General features: G+C 57.8%; 16 protein-coding genes, 1 tRNA gene and 1 pseudogene. 11 read left to right on the top strand and 7 right to left on the bottom strand.

Features of this window, described 5'->3' with window-relative positions; all coding sequences use genetic code 11:
- Positions 1–11: 11 nt before the first annotated feature.
- The 5 genes from RDL77_RS02695 to RDL77_RS02675 are packed head-to-tail and all read right to left on the bottom strand — an operon-like array spanning position 12 to position 7,094.
- Positions 12–752 (bottom strand): M48 family metallopeptidase, encoded by a 741-nt coding sequence (locus RDL77_RS02695; RefSeq protein WP_288191705.1) that lies wholly within the window; start codon positions 750–752, stop codon positions 12–14.
- A complete protein-coding gene (locus RDL77_RS02690; protein WP_288191704.1) occupies positions 749–3,718 on the bottom strand; it encodes a type I restriction endonuclease subunit R in 2,970 nt (989 codons plus the stop codon). Before RDL77_RS02690 ends, RDL77_RS02695 begins: the two co-directional genes overlap by 4 nt.
- On the bottom strand, positions 3,715–4,938 hold the full coding sequence (locus RDL77_RS02685) for a restriction endonuclease subunit S (RefSeq protein WP_288191703.1): 1,224 nt from the start codon (positions 4,936–4,938) through the stop codon (positions 3,715–3,717). The genes RDL77_RS02690 and RDL77_RS02685 overlap by 4 nt, the downstream gene beginning before the upstream one ends.
- Complete coding sequence (locus RDL77_RS02680) at positions 4,928–6,454, bottom strand: class I SAM-dependent DNA methyltransferase (RefSeq protein ID WP_288191702.1); 1,527 nt, start codon at positions 6,452–6,454, stop codon at positions 4,928–4,930. The genes RDL77_RS02685 and RDL77_RS02680 overlap by 11 nt, the downstream gene beginning before the upstream one ends.
- Before the next feature lie 7 nt (positions 6,455–6,461).
- Positions 6,462–7,094: a restriction endonuclease subunit S gene (locus RDL77_RS02675; RefSeq protein ID WP_288191701.1), complete on the bottom strand. Its 633-nt coding sequence runs from the start codon at positions 7,092–7,094 to the stop codon at positions 6,462–6,464.
- A gap of 159 nt (positions 7,095–7,253) precedes the next feature.
- On the opposite strand from RDL77_RS02675, the gene RDL77_RS02670 reads away from it, so the two are divergent.
- The 7 genes and pseudogenes from RDL77_RS02670 to RDL77_RS02640 all read left to right on the top strand — a co-directional run bounded on the left by RDL77_RS02670 (position 7,254) and on the right by RDL77_RS02640 (position 12,541).
- A complete protein-coding gene (locus RDL77_RS02670; protein ID WP_288191834.1) occupies positions 7,254–7,508 on the top strand; it encodes a hypothetical protein in 255 nt (84 codons plus the stop codon).
- Between the two features lie 137 nt (positions 7,509–7,645).
- Positions 7,646–7,933, top strand: a complete 288-nt coding sequence (locus tag RDL77_RS02665; protein ID WP_288191700.1) for a DUF3892 domain-containing protein — start codon at positions 7,646–7,648, stop codon at positions 7,931–7,933.
- A 301-nt stretch (positions 7,934–8,234) separates the two neighbouring features.
- Positions 8,235–8,501 (top strand): annotated as a pseudogene (locus tag RDL77_RS02660) (integrase arm-type DNA-binding domain-containing protein); the annotation flags it as partial.
- 12 nt (positions 8,502–8,513) lie between these two features.
- Positions 8,514–9,401: a tyrosine-type recombinase/integrase gene (locus RDL77_RS02655; protein ID WP_288191819.1), complete on the top strand. Its 888-nt coding sequence runs from the start codon at positions 8,514–8,516 to the stop codon at positions 9,399–9,401.
- On the top strand, positions 9,398–9,970 hold the full coding sequence (locus tag RDL77_RS02650; RefSeq protein WP_288191699.1) for a hypothetical protein: 573 nt from the start codon (positions 9,398–9,400) through the stop codon (positions 9,968–9,970). The genes RDL77_RS02655 and RDL77_RS02650 overlap by 4 nt, the downstream gene beginning before the upstream one ends.
- A gap of 62 nt (positions 9,971–10,032) precedes the next feature.
- The gene (locus tag RDL77_RS02645; protein ID WP_288191698.1) at positions 10,033–10,251 is read left to right on the top strand and encodes an AlpA family transcriptional regulator; all 219 of its coding nucleotides are present in this window, start codon (positions 10,033–10,035) and stop codon (positions 10,249–10,251) included.
- Positions 10,244–12,541, top strand: coding sequence for a virulence-associated E family protein (locus RDL77_RS02640; protein WP_288191697.1), 2,298 nt, complete (start codon positions 10,244–10,246; stop codon positions 12,539–12,541). Before RDL77_RS02645 ends, RDL77_RS02640 begins: the two co-directional genes overlap by 8 nt.
- A 259-nt stretch (positions 12,542–12,800) precedes the next feature.
- Here RDL77_RS02640 and RDL77_RS02635 read toward each other — a convergent pair whose 3' ends face one another.
- On the bottom strand, positions 12,801–13,127 hold the full coding sequence (locus RDL77_RS02635; protein ID WP_288191696.1) for a hypothetical protein: 327 nt from the start codon (positions 13,125–13,127) through the stop codon (positions 12,801–12,803).
- A 438-nt stretch (positions 13,128–13,565) separates the two neighbouring features.
- Between RDL77_RS02635 and RDL77_RS02630 the strand changes: the two genes are divergently transcribed.
- Positions 13,566–15,839: an EVE domain-containing protein gene (locus tag RDL77_RS02630; RefSeq protein WP_288191695.1), complete on the top strand. Its 2,274-nt coding sequence runs from the start codon at positions 13,566–13,568 to the stop codon at positions 15,837–15,839.
- Between the two features lie 51 nt (positions 15,840–15,890).
- Here the strand turns inward: RDL77_RS02630 and RDL77_RS02625 are convergent.
- Positions 15,891–15,966 (bottom strand) — tRNA-Thr (locus RDL77_RS02625).
- 411 nt (positions 15,967–16,377) lie between these two features.
- Here RDL77_RS02625 and RDL77_RS02620 point away from each other — a divergent pair.
- The 3 genes from RDL77_RS02620 to RDL77_RS02610 all read left to right on the top strand — a co-directional run bounded on the left by RDL77_RS02620 (position 16,378) and on the right by RDL77_RS02610 (position 20,112).
- Positions 16,378–16,866 carry a (2Fe-2S)-binding protein gene (locus tag RDL77_RS02620; RefSeq protein WP_105736548.1) on the top strand — a complete coding sequence of 163 codons (489 nt, stop codon included), beginning with the start codon at positions 16,378–16,380 and terminating at the stop codon, positions 16,864–16,866.
- 88 nt (positions 16,867–16,954) lie between these two features.
- Positions 16,955–19,300, top strand: a complete 2,346-nt coding sequence (locus tag RDL77_RS02615; RefSeq protein WP_223611924.1) for a xanthine dehydrogenase family protein molybdopterin-binding subunit — start codon at positions 16,955–16,957, stop codon at positions 19,298–19,300.
- 11 nt (positions 19,301–19,311) lie between these two features.
- The gene (locus tag RDL77_RS02610; protein WP_288191692.1) at positions 19,312–20,112 is read left to right on the top strand and encodes a xanthine dehydrogenase family protein subunit M; all 801 of its coding nucleotides are present in this window, start codon (positions 19,312–19,314) and stop codon (positions 20,110–20,112) included.
- Positions 20,113–20,122 lie beyond the last annotated feature (10 nt).

Raw genomic sequence — 20,122 nt, 5'->3', positions numbered from 1 at the left:
GCCTATTACCTTTACCAAATACACTGGTGTCCCAATCGATCAAGTCTTCTTAGTCGTTCCTCATAGTCCGGCATTATGATCTCCAAGGAGCGCCAAAAGCGTCGCGAGTGATTTTGCTCAATGATATGGCAAACTTCATGGGCGATAACGTAGTCGACCAATGGCATAGGTGCCATGACCAAACGCCAGTTTAAGCGAATACGCCCCCGAGCATCGCAACTTCCCCAGCGTTTAGACTGATCAACCACCTTGACGGTCGGGGTCGGAATTCCAAGCATTTGGGCGATCATTCGCGCGCGGACGGGGAAATGCTGGATCGCATGGGCGCGATACCAGTGCCTGAGACCACTGCGGACAGCGGCGCGCTGGACGGCGACATGTCCATTTGGAAGCACCGGCGCGACGAGCGTTGAACCTCTCGCGGCAATCCGGGTCACAACGACGGTTTCGTCGGCAATGAGCTTCAGGCGATACTGGCGGCCGAGATAATGGAAGGTCTCGCCACTCACAAATTCCTTTGCAATCGGCTGTCCCCCAAGTTCGCGATACGCCGCCTGTTTGCGAAGCAGCCAAGCGCCTTTCTTACGAACGATGCCGAGGACGCGATCATCATCCAGGTCTGACGGTGCGAGTACGCGCACCCCGTCGAACCCAACCGATATCGCCACGGTTTTCCGGCGCGCTGTCCGCTCGATTAGGAATGCGAAGGTTTCACCGCCGAAGACGATTGAATGTTGAGCCGCGTCCGTCATCCCGGATACCTCGCGCGGGCGACATCCATAATCTTTGCCGTCGTGGCTTCGACCTTGTGCGCGTCCAAGCCTAAGCTGCGCAACTGCTCCTTAATGGATCGGCGCATCTGCCGTTGCACGTCCTCCTTGTGATGCCAGTCGACAACCTCGGCATACTCATCGAGTGCCTTGGTGATCCCGGCAGCGCTCTGGGTTCGCGCGTTGGTAGGAAGGTCGGCGTCAAGGAATGGTAGGATGGCCGAGGCCGTTGCGCTTAGCCCGTCGCTCCTACCCGCCGCGCCTGAGCGAATATCTACGGCTTGCCCCACCATTGCTTCAAGCTGGGTCAACGCGCTGGCGGCGGAAACGCGAGCTTCCCGCCTGTCATTGACGATCCGCTCTAGCTGTTCCCAAAGCGAGGCGTAAGCCGTGGGATTTTCGTCGCGGTGGACGTGGATTTCTTGGCGGATCGCGTGCTCAATCTCTGCCGCCTTGGCATCGCTCGACCGTAGGCTTTCCAAATGCGGCCGGAAGGCAGGATCGAGAATATCGAACTTCACCAGCAACTGCTGGACACCTGTCACCGAGAGGTGACTGGTAATGATCTCGCCGACCTTCGCGCCGTAGTCCTTCGGGTCGAACGGCTCCTCATGATAGGCGCGGCGTGCGAGAACACGAATGCGCGATAGCCGCTTTAGGTCGGATGGATAGGGTTCTTCCAATGCTTTTGGGTCAGGCAAGACCATGTCCATGGCTTCGGCAAAGCGCAGGAAGTCGAGTTCGAATTTGGCGCGGATGTCATCCGGGCGCAGCAGCTCGACGCACGTCGTATCGTCCTCGCGGCCGATACCTTCGAAGAGCCGAATGGCCGCTCGGTGCCGACTTTCAAGAAGCTGGACTTTCTCCGACAGCGGACGAAGCGCACTGGCTATGCCGTCTTCGTCCGAGAACATATCCAAGGCATCGGAAATGCGTCGATTGTCGCCCCAATAGTCAACGACCAACCCATAGGTCTTACCGTCAGCGGTCCGGTTCACGCGGGCGATGGCCTGCAAAAGTGTATGTTCCCGCAAAGGCGCATCGAGATACAGAACCTGCTCTATCGGAGCGTCAAAACCGGTCAGCAGCATGTCGCATACGACCAAGATTTTTAACGGATCGTCGCGCTTCTTGAACCGGCCCATCAAGGTGTCGCGGTCACGTTTGGAAAGGTGATGGGCTTGCAGGTGGGCGCTGTCATTGTTGGATGTGGACATGATCAGAGCGCATTCAGGCGCGCCAAGCTGCCGCAAAGCTTCGACGTAGGTCACGGCGACGTCTCGACTGATGGTCACGATCTGCGCTTTGAAGCCGTTCGGCTCGATAGTGCTTCGATAATGCGCGAGAATGTCTTTAGCGATGGCCTCTACACGAACCGGCGCTCCGGCCAATTTCTCTTGAAGTCGCATACCGCGCTTCAGCTTCTCAATCTCGTCGTCATTCAGTTCCGGGAACGTGGCCCGAATATCCCGTTCGAGATCGCGCCCGTCGATCCGCAGTTGCGCATCGCGCATTTCGTAATAGATCGGGACGGTCGCTCCATCCTTCACAGCCTGGTCGATCAGGTAGCGGTGCAGGTAATCGCCGAACACCTCACGAGTGCTACGATCTTTTTTGTCGATGGGCGTGCCGGTGAAGGCGATCATGCAGGCATTTGGCAGGCCCGCGCGCATCCGGGCGGCGAGCGCGCCATATTGTGTCCGGTGCGCTTCATCGACCATAACGAAGACGTTTTGCGCCTTGGAAATGACAGACGAGCGTTTCGGCACGGCGCTGTGGAACTTATGAACGGTCGTCAAAACTGTTGTTCCCGCCCCGCCCGACAGGGCCTTGCGCAGCGCGTCCCCGCTCTCGGCCTGGATAGGGTTGGCAAAGCCTGAGCGCTGGAATTGCCCGGTGATCTGGTCATCAAGGTCGTTCCGATCCGTAACGATGACAATCGTCGGGTTTTCAGCCTCATGTAAACGGCGCAACTTGGTTGCCAGAAACACCATCGTGAGCGATTTACCGGAGCCTTGGGTGTGGTGGATGACACCGCCACGACGCTGCGGATTGGGTGCGGTCCGGATACGCTCAATCGCCTTGCCGACGGCAACGAACTGCTGATAGCGCGCCAATTTCTTGATGCGCCGCCCGTCGATGGTCTCAAACATCACGAAATTCCGGACGAGATCGAGCAGATTGGCCGGTGCGAGAAGCCCGGCGAGCAAGATGTCTTGCCCGGTTGGCGTTCGACCCAATTGGGCCGCAAGTGCATCGAGCGTGAGCGGATAGGGATCCTTCCACTCGGCCCATTGGCGAGCAGGGGTCAGCGTCGTGCCGTACTTCGCCACATCGCGCGCCAGTGCGATGGAAATCTGCGCCGTCTCAAACAGGCGGGGCGCACCAAGCCCGGCGAATTCATCCCGGCTTTCATAACGGCGGAACTGGCGGATCGCCTCGCCCATCGGGTCGGCCAACGACGGCGATTTGCATTCGATGGCCGCGAGCGGGAGCCCATTCACGTAGACGACAATATCCGGGATGATGTCCTGACGTGCGCCCTTAATAGCGACTTGCCGGGCGAACTCGAACGTGTTGGCGTATGGATCATCGAAATCGAAGAACCGCACATTGCGGTCCTGTCGTCTGCCGCCTTCAGTGTGGGGGGCTGTCACACCATAGGTGAGGGCCGTATAGGCGCTCTCGTTGGCCTCCATCACATCAACCGCGGAAACGCGCGTGACAGCCGCAACAGCGCGGCGAACGCCGTCCTCGCCGAGCCAAGGATTGAGGCGCTTCAGGCATTCTGCAACGCGAACTGTCAAAACCGGCTCCGTCGCCAGCCCATCGCGCAACCGCCGCACGTCGTCTGAAGACAAGGGCTTATAGTCGAACAGCACTCGCAGCAGGTCCGTCGCCGGCTCCTCTACCCATTCACGCTCTAGCTGCTCGCTGGTCTCGTTCATGCCGCTTGCCCAGCTTTGTCACGATGCCGCGCAATGATGCTTTCCGGGAGGCGAACGCGTCCTGAGAGCAGCTCTTGCGCTAACGCATCACGGACAGAACGAAGCGCGGAAAGGTTCTCTCTCTCCGAACGCAAACGTTCTTGGCAGCATTCTGCTAATGTAACTAATCTGACTTGCTCGTCGCGGGTTACCACGGGAACGGGAAATGCGTTAAGACGCTCCAAAGGAAACCGCTTGGTTCCATGTGTTGCAGTTTCTATTTCTCCGAGCAGCTTATGCTCATTTATGTCGAACCAGAGTTTTAGAAAGGCCGGTAGAACACCTTCATTTGGAACAAATGCCTTCACGTCCTGATTGAAGGCGCACCGAACCGTGCAAATCGTTGACGGGACCGATCGCGTAAGGATCATGCCGCGAACAACCAAGAGAAGCGTCCCCGGATCAACCATCCCGAGCGCTTTTGCCGCGTCTTCCGAAATATGATCGATCGTCGATGAAACAGTTGGCGCCTTTATGTCCTTCGGACATACCCAAGGTACTGGGCCTTTCCAATTCTCCTCAATACCAGTTGCGGGTGTTCCGCCACTCAGCCAGCGCCCCATCTTCGCTACGCGGGACCAAAGCAGAGACTTCTGTCGTTCGATAAAATACTGTTTGAGAAGCACCGTCTCAGTTTGCGCAATTGCGTCAATCAGCGCCTCCGTTTTAGCGATTGCCGCCTCCACCGTACCCAAGACCTCGGCAATCGCGCGCTGTTCAGCGAGCGGGGGAATAGCAAACCTAAAGGAAGCCAGATCGCTGAACAGGATCGACTTTCGGCGGTTGACCCCACCGTTGCTGTAAGGGTCAAAACGACCGCTCAATGCAAATCGCTTGAAATTCCGAAAGGCAACATCCTTGTCAATATCTGCGGAGCTGAGCTCAAAGACCGTATACATTGGGCTTATCAGGCCCGCGTCATGGTTTTTGAGATAATCGATAGAGCCTTCGTCCAAGTGGATCGTTGCATAAGCGAATTGTCCGCGCTTTACGATCTTATAGTTCTCTGTGTTTTCGCTGTGGACAGACTTTGAGAAATATTCATTGGAGCGAACGAAGCCGCGATGCTTTGTCATGCTCAAGACCGGAATATCGGCGCTTGACCGATTCCTGCTCGAAACTTCGCGCGCGATCTGGCCAATGCGGACTTCGCGCCACCCATTCGGCACGTTACCCGACATAGCCCATCTCCTTGAGAAGGGCATTCATGCGAGCGGCGGCTTCGTCGCGCGCCTGCTCGGCAGCCCAAAGTTTGCCAAGCTCAGCTTTAACGTCGATCGGCTTTTCAGGCTCGAGTGTGTCGATGTAGCGGGAGATGTTGAGGTTGAAATCATTCTCCTCAATCTCCGTCATGTCGACGATGCGGCAAAAGCGGTCATCATCCTTCCAAGCATTGAAGGCATCGACGATCCGCGTGATATTGCCTTCGCCAAGAATGTTCTTCTTGGGCCGCTCTTCGAATTCCTTCGCGCCGTGGATGAAGAGCACCTTGCCCTTGCGCTCAGGTGCCTTCGCCTTGTTGAGGATCAAAACGGTTGCTGGAATACCAGTGCCGGCGAACAGATTTTCGGGTAGGCCGACAATCGCCTCGAACAGATCGGCTTTTAGCATCGCCTCGCGAATACGGCCGTCCCCGGAGCCACGGAACAGCACGCCATGCGGCATCACCACGCCGCACACGCCCTTGGCGTTGAGCGTCGCCACCATGTGCTGAACGAAGGCCAGATCACCCATGTTCTTGGGTGGGATGCCATAGATAAAGCGGTTATGACCCTTCTTCTCGGTGTCGCCTGAAACGTCCTCCGCGCCCCAGCTATCCAGCGAAAAAGGCGGGTTGGCGATGACGCGATCATAAAGGAACAGGTTGCCGTCCTGATCGAGCAGGCGCGGATTGCGAATCGTATCGCCCTTTTCAATCCGAGCATCGCGAAGCCCATGCAGCAGCAGGTTCATCTTAGCGATGGCCCATGTGCCGAGGTTCTTTTCCTGACCGTGCAGCGTGATGTTGAGCGCTTCGCCCAGCCGCTTGCCTTCGAGCTTCGCAACATGCTCCGCAACCTGAACCAGCATGCCGCCTGAGCCGCATGTGGGGTCGCTGATGCGCATGCCGGGCTTGGGGTCCAGCAGCTCCACGATCAGCCGCACGACATGATGGGGGGTGTAGAACTCGCCGCCCTTCTTGCCTGCGTCGTCCGCGAACTTGTCGATCAGGTATTCATACGCGCGACCAAGCATGTCCGGTTCGGACAGAGAGGCATTGGACAGGTCGATGCGAGAGAAGTGGTCGATCAGACGCGACAGAACGCCTTCGCGGTTCTTGGCATCGCCAAGGCGCGATTCAGAATTGAAATCGATATTGGCCAGCACGCCTTCAATCGAGGGATTGGCGTCCTCAATCGCGGCGCATGCCTTGTTGAGGTGATCGCCAATGCCGGTCGTCAGCTTTTTGATCGACGACCAGCGCGCACGTTCAACCAGAAAGAACTCATGCTCGTCTGGGTCGCTGTACGCTACATCTTCCGGCAGGCCCTGACGGATTGCCTCTTTGGCCTCTTCCTCGAAACGATCAGAAAGGCGCTTTAGAAAGAGAAAGCCGAAGATGTAGATCTTGTAGTCGGAACTATCGATGGAGCCGCGAAGAATGTCGGCGGATTTCCAGAGATGATTTTCCAATTCGGCACGTGTGAGTTTGGCCATGTTACCCTCAGTGGTTCTGGTTGTCGCCAAACAGGCGCGCGTCAATCAGACGTCGCGCGAGTGAGCGGCGGATTTCGGCGGCCTCCAGGGCGGTGCGGTAGGCGATTTGCGCGTCCTTAACGAGGGCGGCGATGCGCTCCTGCTCGTTCAGCGGCGGCAGGTTGATTTCGAGCTTGGCAAGGTCCTTCGGCGACAGGGACAGCAGTGTCGTTGCCCCTCTGCGCAAAACCTCGATCTTGGGACGGAATACATCGCTCGACAAGATCGCAAACAGAGCGCCGCCCGTCACATCACGGCCAGGTCGCACGACAATGATGTTTGCGCTGGCAATGGCTCCTGCTGTCTCATTGCCCACGAGGCCGAACTTCAGCAGTGTCCCGCGCCCGGTGACGAGTACATCGTCAGCCCGAACCGCATAAGTCATGGCTTTGGAGGGGGACGAAAAGCCAACCGTGTCGAGCGCTTCTCGCGCGGCTACTGCGCCGTCTTGGAGGTCACGCACGCCGATAACCGGCAGCCTTTCGCCCGGACGGGCCACCGTTTCCTCGCGCGATACCCCGACACCCGCAAAAACCTCCGCGACATCCAGAAGGCGTGCTCTAGAGCGGCTTGGGGCAACTGTTTCCTCTTGTTTCGTCATGCATGTTAAATATGCGTAGCACGCTACGTTGTCAAGAAAAATAAAACCGTAACATGCTACGGTATCACATCATTAGATTTTGGCTTGACTATTTGGTGACTCTCCCTCATATAGGAGGTGTCAGGCCAGAGTCTGACGTTGAAAACGCAGGAGAAATATATGGCATCACGTGCGAGGCCGAGTGGCCTCACAATCACCGAGCGCGACGTAGCGCTTATTCGGGGCATGATCGAGCGGGGCGACCGCCATCACGATATCGCAGCGTTTTTCGGCCTCAATCAGGGCCGAATCGCTGAAGTAAAGGATGGGACGCGGTTTCCAGCAGTTCCGCCGGCGAGTCCGAATGAACTTCCGCCAAGGGGGCCGTATCTGACCCCGAAGGTGACCTGGATGGAAAACCGACTGGTCTCGTAAACCAGCCGATTTCCGAATACCTGGGCCGAAGCCCGCTAGGCATGTCTTGAACGCCATTACCCTAGCTGGCCCCTCCTTAAAGATCAATGACCCGGCGCTTCGGACGGGTCGCAAAAATCAACGAAAGGGTGGCAGCCATGGCTGACTACAGAATCGACTGCATTAATAAAACGAATCGCAACAGCCCTCACGAGCACATCACACATGCAGGTGGACCAAAGCCAGACGTCAACGGGCGCTGGAAGGAGACCGTCCCAAATATCGTGCGGTTCATCGAGCAGGGCACCCACAGATTCTATACGAATGAAGGTGGAAATGCTGCTTGGGTCGGTGTCAGGACTAGTGTGAACGGCAATAAGTTCATTCAGACCTATGCCGATGGGATCTGGAAGGATAACCTCCTCGCTTTGAAAGAGTGTAGCTAACCGGTCTGGCAGTCCTGCAGGCCATTTACTTCGTGCAGGTTCAAGATCAGACGCAGTGTATACAGCATTAGAAACAAGCCTCGCGATCAATCATCGTGAGGCTTGTTTCATCTATGCCGCTGGCTATCCTGACACTTGCGTTGCTCATGTTGCACCGCTCTCGCGTGCGCGGGCGCAGGATCGCATTTCTTTTTGTTTCCCGGTGTTGCGCATTGTAGGAGATTATGTCATAACTATCTGATATTACTTGTCATTTTTTAAAACTCATATTACTTTGAGTTGAGGCCAAAAGGAGGTCTCAATGCCTAATTTACGACTTACCCGCCGCGCGATAGATGAAATTCCATTGCCTAAGAGCGGCCAGATTTTTTACCGCGATACGCTGCTGACCGGTTTTGGTCTGCGTGTTGGTGTCCAATCCAAGGTCTACTTTGCCGAAGGGCAGGTGAACAGGCGGACGTGCCGTGTCTCCATTGGGCGCGCCGATGTGTTTGCGCCTGAGGTGGCGCGCAAGAAGGCGCTCGCTCTTTTGGGTGAAATGGCTGATGGGCGCGACCCCAATGCGGCCAAGCGAAAGCAGATTGTCGCCAAACTCACGCTGGCCGATGCCTTTGATCGCTTCTTCGAGGCTAGGCCGCATCTCTCTTCGCATACGGTTGACGGCTACTCGCGTACCATAAAGCTTTATCTGAAAACGTGGCGCAAGCAGCCGATCAAGGCGATCTCCCGCCAGATGGTGCTCAAGCGTCATCAGGATATTTCCAATGAGTCGGGCAAAACTACTGCCAACAACGTCATGCGGCACCTGCGGTCCGTCTACAATTTCGCTGCCGCCACCCATGACGATTTCCCGCCCAATCCCGTGCAGATATTGACGCAGGCGCGGGCATGGCACCGGGAGCAGCGGCGCCAGACGGTGGTGACCGCGCAGGTTTTGCCGTTGTGGTGGAAGGCTGTCAGGGCCGAGCCGGACTATTCCCGCGATTTCCTGCGGATGGCTCTGTTCACCGGCATGCGCCGTGGTGAGCTCTTGAAATTGCGCTGGGAAAATGTGGACCTGAAGGCGCGCACACTGCATCTGCCGACAACCAAGAACGGCGATCCCCTGCATTTGCCGCTGTCGGCGTTTCTGGTTGAAATGCTTGAGGATAGGTTCGAACGCTCGGGCACATCGCCCTATGTGTTTCCCGGACCGGGGGAGCAGGGGCATCTTGTTGAAACGAAGAAATTCTTGCTCCGGGTCGTCACCGGTTCCGGCGTCAGCTTCACGCTGCATGATCTGAGGCGCACGTTCATTACCATCGCTGAAAGCCTCGACGTTCCCTATTACGCGCTGAAGCGTCTGCTCAACCATCGTGCAACTGGCGACGTGACAGGCGGCTATATCGTCGTTAATGCCGAACGGCTGCGCGGGCCGGTGGAACAGGTGGCCGAGAGAATACTCGAACTGGTGGGAGATGCAGCATGATTAGACCCATTCCCGTGGCCGGAGACATATCAGCCGAAGCCGTAACCGCCGTTATCGATGTCCTGCTGCTGGCCATCATCCGCGCCTATCCTGACGATGCCAAAGGGCGTGAGGCTTACAGACGGCTCAACGAGGCCAAGAGCGCCCTGTTCGGTATCAGGAGCCAGCGTGGGCGCAGCGTACATGATGACCTGCCTGAACTGGTGCACATGACCGAAGCCTATATCCGGGAACGTGGTGCCCCGCAGATTGGGAAGGATTACGAGCTGGCTTGGCCGGATGGCGGCGACCATCACACACCGCCGACTGTCTTGGCCAGAGAGGCAATCCGGTCGCGTCAAGCAGCCGATCCGAATTATCAGCCGCACAGCGACGACAAGGCCGACAATCTTCAGGAGAAATTCTGCCGCAACAAGGATGAATGGCTGGCAATGGCCTATGGACAGTCAGGCTTGGCTGAGAGCGTTTTCATACTGAAGCTGCGCGAGCTTGCCGAACTGCTGGAGCCGCTGGGCGTCCGTGTCGACTTCCCAAAGGAGGTCCTTCGCGGTGTTAATTCGGCGATTTAAACCTGTGGCTTGCCTGAGCTGCATGTGAATATTGGGAGGCTTCTTCAACAAAGGAGCCACCAATGACGCAACCCAGAAAACTGCTGACCACCAAAGAGCTTCCCGACATTACGGGCTTGAGCAAAAGCTTTTTCGATAAGGGTCGCCGTTTGGGCTACGGCCCGAAATTCATCCAAATCAAATCCGGCAGGCGCACCGGCCGGGTGTTTTACCGGCCTGAAGATGTCGAAAACTGGCTGACCTCCAAGGAATGCGTTCCAGTGGAGATGCGCTATGACTGAGAAGCTGCAGCCGGACGCCAAGCGTGCCATAGCGTTCCTTTCCTGGATGACCCAGGGCGCGCCATTGCATCTTGAGCGCATGAACAGCGTCGGGCCAGAAATCCCCTTGCAGAAAACCTATGGACCGCACGAGCTTGGTTCTGCCGAGAAATTCATCGCCATGAACAATGGCGACGAATACCAGAGAAATAACTACTTCCTGCCGAACGGCGAGTTCCTGACCGGTAAACGGGCAAAGGCCAATCTCAGCGCCGTGCGGATTCTGCATTGCGATCTCGACGGCAAGGATTATCCCGGTTCTCAGACGGAACAGCTCGATACCATTCTCGGGTTGCTGACCGATCCCAAGCGCATGCCGAAGAATGTGCCGGCACCAACGGCGATCATTTTTTCCGGTGGTGGATTTCAGGCATTCTGGCGTTTGAAAGAGCCGATTGGCGTGGAGGCGGCGGCAGCGCTCAATCTGGCGTTGCTTCAAGCCTATCAAGGCGAGGGGAATACCCACAGCCCGGCTCAATTGATGCGGGTGCCATTTACCGTCAACTGGCTCAACCAGAAGAAGCGGGATGCCAGGCGCGTACCGGCGCGTGCCTATGTCGTCGAGCCGATCAACCTATCGCAACCTCCGGTTTGCTATGAGGCGTCGGATTTCAAGCTGAAGCCCGCCCGCGAGATCATGCCTGCCATCTCCGCGAAGGCTGGCAACATGCTCGACCCGGCAGACTTGCAGCCGCTTCCACTACCGGAAGATCTTTCAGAGATTTTGCCGCCGGACCCCGACTGGGTGGAGGCGCTGGCGGACGGCAAGGCGCCGCCCGGCAAATCCTATGGGTCGCGCTCTGAGCTGGTGTTTGCCTGCGTCCTCTGGATGCTGGGAAAAGGCGTCACGCCGGGGCACGTGATTTCGATCATCACCGAGCCGGAATTGAAGATCAGCGCGCACGTGCTGGAGAGCCCCAATCCTCTGCGCTATGCGCAGCGGCAGGTCGCGCGGGCCATGGCGTTCATTGCCGCCTGCCGGAAAGATTGGCCGCACGTGACGGCGGAGGGCCGCCCGGTCGAGAACCACCCCAACAACATCCGCTATGCGCTGACATTGCTGGAAGTCGATTCCAGGCGGAATCTCTTCATCAACGCGGACGAGATCACGGGGCAGGGGCTCGATGACCGTGACCTCAACGCTATCGGCGAAATCCTGTCCAGCCAGTTGCTGCGCGATAAGCATTTCAAGGCGTCATCCTACGCCGTCAAACGCGAACTGATCGCCATCGCCCATGAGCAGGCCTATCACCCGGTGATTGACTATTTCGACAGTCAGCAATGGGACGGCGCGCCACGTATCGACACATGGCTGCGGGATTATTGCGGCGCAGAGGATACGGAGCTCAATCGCGAATTCGGCGCCAAGCTGCTGATCGCCGGCGTTAGGCGCATCAAGCAGCCCGGTGTCAAGTTCGACACGATGCTGGTGCTGGAGGGCCCCCAAGGTCTCGGCAAATCACAGCTTGCGACAAAGCTTGCCGTGCGTCGTGAATGGTGCTGCGGCAGTCTCGATCTCAAGAGCGACGACAAGACCAAGGCCGAACTTCTGGCCCGCGCGTGGATTGTCGAATGCCAGGAATTGGACGGTATGAACAAGACCACCAGCCAGAGCCTCAAGAAGTTTCTTGGCACGGATACAGACAATTACCGCAAGGCCTACGATCACGACGCCAAACCCTATCGGCGGCATTGCGTCATCATCGGCACGACCAATGAGGATACCTATCTGCGCGACCTGACAGGCAATCGCCGGTTCTGGCCGGTGCGGGTGAAGACCATCGATATCGAACGGTTCAGCCGCGATGTCCATCAGCTTTGGGCTGAGGCGGTTGTGCGCGAGCAGGCGGGCGAGCCCATCACGTTGTCTCAGCATCTTTGGCAGGCTGCGGCGGAATTGCAGGCCGTGCGCATGGTGGAGGACTCCTTTGAGGTGGTTCTGGAAGGCTGGTTCAACGACCGGATAGGCCGGGTGTCATTGGAAAGCATCAAGCTGCTGCTCGGGTTCGAAGGTGGCAAAATGCTGCCAACGGAAGCACAGCGCCTGAAACGCATCATGGACCGTCTTGGCTGGGAATATGGTTCGCATCGGCTGCGTGATCTCGGGCAGACATCGAACGTGCCACGCAAGGGTTTTGCACGCGGCACCGAGGAAGAGCGAAAAGTGGAATGGATTGCCAAACGGGTGGACGGCGGCATCGCTGTGCTGGTTCGCCTTGGCGAGAGCGCCGATAATGACATGCCCTTTTGAGCGGGCTTGTAACCTGTAACTGTAACCCAGGCTGCCAAAAGGTGTGGCACCGGGCACCGGGGGTATGCCACTCCCCCCTACACCCCATATTTCTTTTGAGGCCAAGGTTACAGTTACAGGTTACAGGCCAAGGGCTTGCTGCTTGGGTGCAGGTGCCCGGCGCACGTGCTCCGACGGCCTCCGAGCGTGTCCGAGGCGGGCATGGCGGCGGCTTGGCCGCCAATACCGGCATTGCCTGCCTTATGCGCTCTGACGGCTCCTATGCGGGTGGCGCGAGGCGGATTGACTCTTGTGTTCCAAGTTCGCCGCTGGCGGGCGGATCGAGCAGGAGCAATGCCGGGTTGCCGTCGGTAACGGGAATATGGCTGACGACATGCAGCTGATTTCGGATATCCCGATGGATCGAATAGATCAGCTCGCCCTTCGGGCTTTGGTCCATCTGTTTGGCTGCGATCCTGAACCGCATCGTCAGTGCCACGAGACCAAGCAGAAAGCCGGGCGGAATCAGCAGCCACACGGCCTTGATCCAGTCCGGTGAGGATTGAAACGTATCGAGCAGGTCTGACCAGAAATTGTAATCGTTCATATGCACTCCCTTGTTCCAAGAGGAAAGTGGTCACCCGAGGTTTATCCTCTGGTGACCGGGGAGTTCATAAGCCGTCAGCAGACGACCGCCACGGCCTTTAAGCCGAAGCTCTGGACATACGCCGAAGCCTCCCCGGCCATAGGGCTGAGGAGGTGCCTTCACGGTCGACACCGACCGCTGCTGAAGGGGTTATGAAGCCCCAAGACCGATCCGTTTCGACCGGTCTCAACGGGAATCATAGTGGGAAATGCGGGGAGGTGAAAGGGGTTGCCATGAATAGTTATCGTCAGATTGGACAATCAAGTCTAGTTCACCAAGCGGAGGCATACATACCCATTGAATGTAAGTTGAACAGATAGAGCACCATCAAAGTGAAAGCTCTGAGATACAACTTGTTGCTACTCGTGCAATACAAGGAAATCAACTATAGCGAGTAGTATGGATGAGAAAATAGCTCTGAGGATTGCCAATATTCAGACTCTCGATGGGCTTACCCAGTTCGAGAAGAATGCAGAACGTCTTAAGGCTTTGACTGATGATATAAAGGCGGCAGTGGATTTGCGCACTGCGGAATTGGGCCGGGATCTTGTAGTTAAAAGGACCGGCATTGCAGTCACCGATCTCTCAATAGCCGAGGAGAAAATTATTCAAGCGGTTTCGGCTTACGTCGGTATCAAGCGTCGCATGGGTCGAAATGCCAATCGGACGTTCATGCAGCTTGAAAATCGAGGATTGATTGATTCTGCTGAGGTATCTGTTGCTAAAGCAAAACCCACACGTGGGTATGAAACGTTGACAGCCGAAAATCTAACAGATTTGTCCTATGAACAAATCATCATTGATCATCCCGAGGAGTTCTCGGATCGAGCACTCTGGTACGCCAAACGAACACTTGGTTTGCAAAATACCAGTGAGAAACCACCAGCCAAGAGCTCTACACCGGTTCAACGGCGCACCGAAGCGTTGCTTGAGTGGCTTAGGACGCGCGCGGCTACAGATAATGGAATTATCCCAGTCTATACTAACGCTGAAGCCGCCGTCGCCATTGGCTTGGGTGACATGCATCAGTACGGTCGCGTGCACGGTAACATCCAATCCCGTTTAGATTTCGCCTGCTATAAATCGGGGTTGCCGCCGCTTGGCCTTGCAGCCGAATCTCCGTTCGCCGAAGCTTGGGGAAATTCGGAACGTCGCAGTTGGGATTTTCCGATCCCAATCATGCGGCAAGCGGCGAGATTACGTCGCTGGTCAGGGCGCGACTTCGATCAGCTTCTCGCCCGGACGCGCACTTTGCCAGGACAAGCACATCTCTCATGGAAGGCAGAGATAGCTGACAATGGCGAGGCAGTTCGCCAATGGGCTTTTGGTCAAGCGTTTTTACCCGAGGATTTATCGCCTGCGGAAATCCAAGCCGCTCCGGCAGGTGTTCGCAACCCAGATTGGACTCGAGAGGAGCATATACTGGCTCTTGACCTCTATTTGATGCTAAGAGGCACCAGTTATAGCGATGAGTCCGCGGAAGTGATTTCGCTATCGGAGACTTTACGCAAGCTTGCTGGAATTCGCGGTATGTCGGGAGATGCCGCCTTCAGAAATCCCAATGGCGTATCAATGAAGATGATGAATTTCCGGCGCATTGATCCCGAATATACCGCCAATGGTCGCGTCGGCTTGAACCGTGGTAGCAGTGTTGAGGAAAGTGTTTGGCGGGAGTTCGCCGACAATCAAACTGCGCTTACTTCTGCCGCAGAAGCGATCATTGCTTTGATTGACGAAGCGGAGCATTTGTCACCCGACTCCGACCGATACTGGGTGCTTGTCTGTAATCCAAAGAAATGGGCAATTGATCGTTTTCTGGCGGACGGAATCCGTGAGGATACGTGGGGCATCCGCCCATCCGATGCCCAGTTCTTTGCACCGGGTCAACTCGCGATCATTAGAGTAGGTGTCGATAACCGGACAACGGTTGAACGCGCTGGAGCGCCCATCCTCGAACCCGGTATATATGCCCTATGCGAGGTGGAGAGCACTGCGTTCCCTTCCACGGGTGGGAATAGCGTATATTGGGCTGCAGCAGAGGAACGGGAACCTGGCTGGCCCACAATTCGCCTTCGATATTTGCGCACCTTTGGCGCTAATCCCTTGACCATGGAACGGTTGCGACAAGAGCGGCCAAATTTGTCTCCTCTTCTGTTGCGCGGTTTTCAGGCGGCGTCGTTCCCAATCAACGGCGATGATTTTCGAGCCGTTAGTGCGTTACTTGGTGAAGATTTAGATGAGCTGGTATCTTCGCCCTCCGATGATGTGACATCATTGCGGGCGTTAGCCACTCTGGAAGAGCGCTTCGCGAACGCAAGTCCGGAAGTAAAGATTCGGATTAGCAAAAGTGTGGAACGCGGTCGCATCGGGGGGGCTGTAAAAAAAGCAAACGGCCACAAGTGCCAACTATGCGAAGCGATGGGAGCGAATCCAAAGGGTTTTCTCAAGAAAGATGGTACGCCTTATGTCGAGGCTCATCACGTTATGCCAGTAGCGACGAAGCAGGTGGGAGTGTTGTCGTCGTCCAACATCATGACGTTATGCGCCAATCACCACCGACAGGTACATTACGGAGATGTTGCCGTGACAGTTAAGGATGCCTCGTTTGAAATCCAAATGGATGGTGGGGTCTTTCTGATCTCAAAGATCCTATTGCCTGCCGATGAAGCCTAAGCATTCATTTTACGGGAAAATGAGTTAAACATCTGATTTTACATTGAAAAATGGTGCCGCTTCCCGGAATCGAACCGAGGACCCCATCATTACGAATGATGTGCTCTACCAACTGAGCTAAAGCGGCCTACCAAGCGCAGGGCACCTACCAATGCCCTACTATTTTATTCCCTGATCTGCCAACTCACTGGCTTTGAACATCATTCTCGGGCGGACCCGCTACTTACGAATGATGTGCTCTACCAACTGAGCTAAAGCGGCAGGGAAGGGACTTCCCGATCCCTGGACCGGCCATCGGAATGTGCCGGAGGGATGACGCGCCTGATAGCGTTATTGCATGCGGATTGCAAGCCTCGTCATGCCGGCTTTTGGCTGAAACCGCGAAAATCCCTGTGCCCACCACCTCTTGTCCCGCAGTGCAGCCAGATTGGAATATTTCCATTTTGCCGATAGACAAGCGTGCAGGACAGGTTAAACTTTCGGTTGTGGTCATGCGGCCCAGGGAGGGGCGGTGACCAAGGCGTTCTGGGAGGAACCGATGGCCAAAGTCGAACTGGTGGTCAATGGGCGCGCCGTCAAGGGCGAAGCCGAAGACCGCACGCTGCTTGTGCATTTCCTGCGTGAAAATCTGGGACTGACGGGAACCCATGTGGGGTGTGACACCTCGCAATGCGGCGCCTGCGTCGTGCATGTGGACGGGCGGGCCGTCAAATCCTGCACCATGCTGGCGGTGCAGGCGTCCGGCGCCGAGGTGACAACCATCGAGGGCATTGCCCTCAATGGCGAGCTGCATCCGGTGCAGGCGGCCTTCCGCGAACATCACGGCCTGCAATGCGGTTTCTGCACGCCGGGGATGATCATGTCGTCGGTGGATATGATCCGCCGCCACCCGGAAGGGCTCGACGAAGCCACGGTGCGCGCGGAGCTGGAAGGCAATATCTGCCGCTGTACCGGCTACCACAACATTGTTCAGGCCGTGCTCGATGCATCGGAAAAAATGGGCAAGGGCGCCGTCAAGGCCGCCTGAGAAATCAATTCACGTCGTGCAGTCCGCTTCCGGCCAAACAGACAATTGAGACATTTTGGCGAGGCGCCTGCGACAGGGAGGTAGTGTCATGGGTGTCGAAGGCATTGGATCACGCGTTCTGCGCAAGGAGGACAAGCGGTTCCTCACCGGCAAGGGTCGCTATACCGACGATATGGTCGTGCCGGGGATGAAGCACGCGGTCTTCGTGCGCAGCCCGCATGCCCACGCAAAAATCACCGGGATCAGCACGGGCGCGGCACTCAAGATGCCCGGCGTCATCGGGGTGCTCACCGGCAAGGAATTGAAGGCCGACGGCATCGGCAACCTCATCTGCGGCTGGATGATCCAGTCGAAGGATGGCACGCCGATGAAGATGGGCGCCTGGTCGCCGCTCGCCACCGATACGGTGCGCTATGTCGGCGATGCGGTGGCGATCGTCGTCGCCGATACCAAGGGCGAGGCGCGCGATGCCGCCGAGGCGGTGGAAATCGCCTATGAGGAGCTGCCCGTTGTGGTCAGTGCCGTCGAGGCGCTGAAGCCGGGCGCGCCGCAAGTGCACCCGGAAGCGCCGGGCAACCTGATTTTCGACTGGGATATCGGCGATGAAAAGGCGACAGCTGACGCCTTTGCCCGCGCGGCGCATGTAACGACGCTCGATATCGACAACAACCGCCTCGTGCCCAATGCCATGGAGCCGCGCGCGGCGCTCGGCCAGTACGATGCGGCGGAGGATCACTACACCTGCTGGACCACCTCGCAGAACCCGCATGTGGCGCGGCTGGTGATGAGCGCGTTCTATAATGTCGCGCCGGAGAACAAGCTGCGGGTGATCGCGCCGGATGTCGGCGGCGGTTTCGGCTCGAAGATTTTCATCTATCCGGAAGAGATCGTCTGCCTGTGGGCATCGAAAAAGACGGGTGTTCCGGTCAAGTGGGTCGCGGACCGCACGGAAAGCTTCCTGTGCGATGCGCACGGGCGCGACCACGCCACCCATGCGCAGATCGCCTTTGACAAGGACCACAAAATTCTCGGCCTGAAGGTGGAAACCATCGCCAATCTCGGCGCTTACATGTCGCTGTTTTCGAGTTCCGTGCCGACCTATCTCTACGCGACGCTTCTGTCCGGCCAGTATGACATTCCGGCGATCCACGCCAATGTGAAGACGGTCTACACCAACACGGCGCCGGTCGATGCCTATCGCGGCGCCGGGCGGCCGGAGGCTTCCTATGTGCTGGAACGCATCATGGAGACAGCGGCACGCGAGCTGAAAATATCGCCGGCGGAATTGCGGCGGCGCAATTTCATCCGTGCTTTCCCGCACCAGACGCCTGTCATCATGGCCTATGATGCCGGGGATTTCGACGCGACGCTCGATGCCAGCATGAAGGCGGCGGACTATGCCGGTTTCGAAAAGCGCCGCACGGAAGCCGCCGGCCGCGGCAAGCTGCGCGGCATCGGCATGAGCTGCTACATCGAGGCCTGCGGCATCGCACCGTCGGCGGCGGTCGGGGCGCTGGGCGCCGGTGTCGGCCTGTGGGAAAGCGCCGAGGTGCGGGTCAATGCCGTCGGCACCATCGAAATCCTCACCGGCTCGCATTCGCACGGGCAGGGGCACGAAACCACGTTCGCCCAGCTGGCGGCGGAGCGTTTCGGCGTACCGCTCGACAGCATTTCCATCGTCCACGGCGACACGGACAAGGTGCAGATGGGCATGGGCACCTATGGCTCGCGCTCCGGTGCGGTTGGCATGTCCGCGGTCGTCAAGGCCATGGACAAGGTCGAGGCCAAGGCCAAGAAGATCGCCGCGCACCTGCTCGAGGCAGACGAGGCGGATATCGAGATCAAGGACGGCAATGTCCGGGTGGCGGGGACGGACAAGTCGCTGCCGTGGTTCCAGGTGGCGCTCGCCTCCTACACCGCGCACAACCTGCCCTCCGGCATGGAGCCGGGGCTGAAGGAAACGGCGTTCTACGACCCGAGCAATTTTACCTTCCCGGCCGGCTGCTACATCTGCGAGGTGGAGATCGATCCGGAAACCGGCACGACCAAGATCGTGCAGTTTGTTGCCGCCGACGATTTCGGCAAGATCATCAATCCGATGATCGTTGAAGGGCAGGTGCATGGCGGCCTGGCGCAGGGCATCGGCCAGGCGCTGCTGGAAGGCACGCATTACGATGAAAGCGGCCAGCTGCTGACGGCGAGCTACATGGACTACACCATGCCCCGCGCACAGGACCTGCCGTCGTTCAACATCATGACGACGGAAACCCCGTGCCCGTCCAACCCGCTGGGGATCAAGGGCTGCGGCGAGGCTGGCGCCATCGGTTCGCCGCCTGCCGTGATGAATGCCATCACCGATGCCATCCGCAACAACAGCCTGAGCATGCCCGCGACCCCGCAAAAGGTCTGGGCTGCCATTCAGGCGGCGAAATAGGGAGATGTGCCATGTATGAAACCCAGTATCATCGGGCCACTTCGGTCGAGGACGCCGCACGGCAGATGGGCGCGGCCGAGGACGGCAAATTCCTGTCCGGCGGCATGACCCTCATCCCGACCATGAAGCAGCGGCTGGCGTCACCGAGCCATCTGATCGACCTGCGCCATATTCCCGGCTTGAAAGGCATCACCATCACGGGCAAAACCGTGCGTATCGGCGCGGCGACCACGCATTATGACGTCGCGGTCCATGCCGAGCTGGCAAGGCTCTGCCCGGCGATCACGCATCTCGCGGCACATATCGGCGATCCGCAGGTGCGCAACATGGGCACCATCGGCGGCTCGGTCGCCAACAACGATCCGGCGGCCGACTATCCCGCGGCGCTGCTCGCCCTCAATGCAACCGTCATCACCAGCGCGCGCTCGCTTGCCGCTGCGGATTTCTTTGCCGGGCTGTTCGAAACGGCGCTGGAGCCGGACGAGATTGTCACGGCAGTCGAATTCACCGCGCCCGACAGGGCGGCCTATAAGAAGTTCCCGAATCCGGCGTCGCTCTATGCCATGGCTGGCGTGTTCGTTGCCAAGGCTGGCAGCGAGGTGCGGGTTGCGGTGACCGGGGCTGGCGAGAATGGCGTGTTCCGGGCGCGAGCGCTGGAGGCGGCTCTGGCAAAGAGTTTCAGTGCTGCGGCGCTGGACGGCGTTGTGGTTTCCGCCGATGGCCTGATGTCCGATATGCATGCCTCGGCCGACTACCGCGCCAATCTGGTGAAGGTCATGGCCAAGCGTGCCGTGGCGGAGATTGCGGGCTAGGCCTGCGGCT

This window comes from uncultured Phyllobacterium sp. (assembly GCF_902479695.1).
In the GTDB taxonomy this organism is placed as follows: Bacteria; Pseudomonadota; Alphaproteobacteria; order Rhizobiales; family Rhizobiaceae; genus Phyllobacterium; species Phyllobacterium calauticae.
The sequence above is the reverse complement of the archived record's forward strand: the minus strand, read 5'-3'. Positions and strand labels throughout refer to the sequence as shown.

Coding starts and splice junctions, on each gene's coding strand:
- RDL77_RS02695 (WP_288191705.1), bottom strand. CDS start 752: ATGACGGACGCGGCTCAACATTCAATCGTCTTCGGCGGTGAAACCTTC.
- RDL77_RS02635 (WP_288191696.1), bottom strand. CDS start 13,127: ATGAACGATTACAATTTCTGGTCAGACCTGCTCGATACGTTTCAATCC.
- RDL77_RS02665 (WP_288191700.1), top strand. CDS start 7,646: ATGGCTGACTACAGAATCGACTGCATTAATAAAACGAATCGCAACAGC.
- RDL77_RS02670 (WP_288191834.1), top strand. CDS start 7,254: ATGGCATCACGTGCGAGGCCGAGTGGCCTCACAATCACCGAGCGCGAC.
- RDL77_RS02690 (WP_288191704.1), bottom strand. CDS start 3,718: ATGAACGAGACCAGCGAGCAGCTAGAGCGTGAATGGGTAGAGGAGCCG.
- RDL77_RS02620 (WP_105736548.1), top strand. CDS start 16,378: ATGGCCAAAGTCGAACTGGTGGTCAATGGGCGCGCCGTCAAGGGCGAA.
- RDL77_RS02610 (WP_288191692.1), top strand. CDS start 19,312: ATGTATGAAACCCAGTATCATCGGGCCACTTCGGTCGAGGACGCCGCA.
- RDL77_RS02680 (WP_288191702.1), bottom strand. CDS start 6,454: ATGGCCAAACTCACACGTGCCGAATTGGAAAATCATCTCTGGAAATCC.
- RDL77_RS02685 (WP_288191703.1), bottom strand. CDS start 4,938: ATGTCGGGTAACGTGCCGAATGGGTGGCGCGAAGTCCGCATTGGCCAG.
- RDL77_RS02640 (WP_288191697.1), top strand. CDS start 10,244: ATGACTGAGAAGCTGCAGCCGGACGCCAAGCGTGCCATAGCGTTCCTT.
- RDL77_RS02615 (WP_223611924.1), top strand. CDS start 16,955: ATGGGTGTCGAAGGCATTGGATCACGCGTTCTGCGCAAGGAGGACAAG.
- RDL77_RS02650 (WP_288191699.1), top strand. CDS start 9,398: ATGATTAGACCCATTCCCGTGGCCGGAGACATATCAGCCGAAGCCGTA.
- RDL77_RS02675 (WP_288191701.1), bottom strand. CDS start 7,094: ATGACGAAACAAGAGGAAACAGTTGCCCCAAGCCGCTCTAGAGCACGC.
- RDL77_RS02630 (WP_288191695.1), top strand. CDS start 13,566: ATGGATGAGAAAATAGCTCTGAGGATTGCCAATATTCAGACTCTCGAT.
- RDL77_RS02645 (WP_288191698.1), top strand. CDS start 10,033: ATGACGCAACCCAGAAAACTGCTGACCACCAAAGAGCTTCCCGACATT.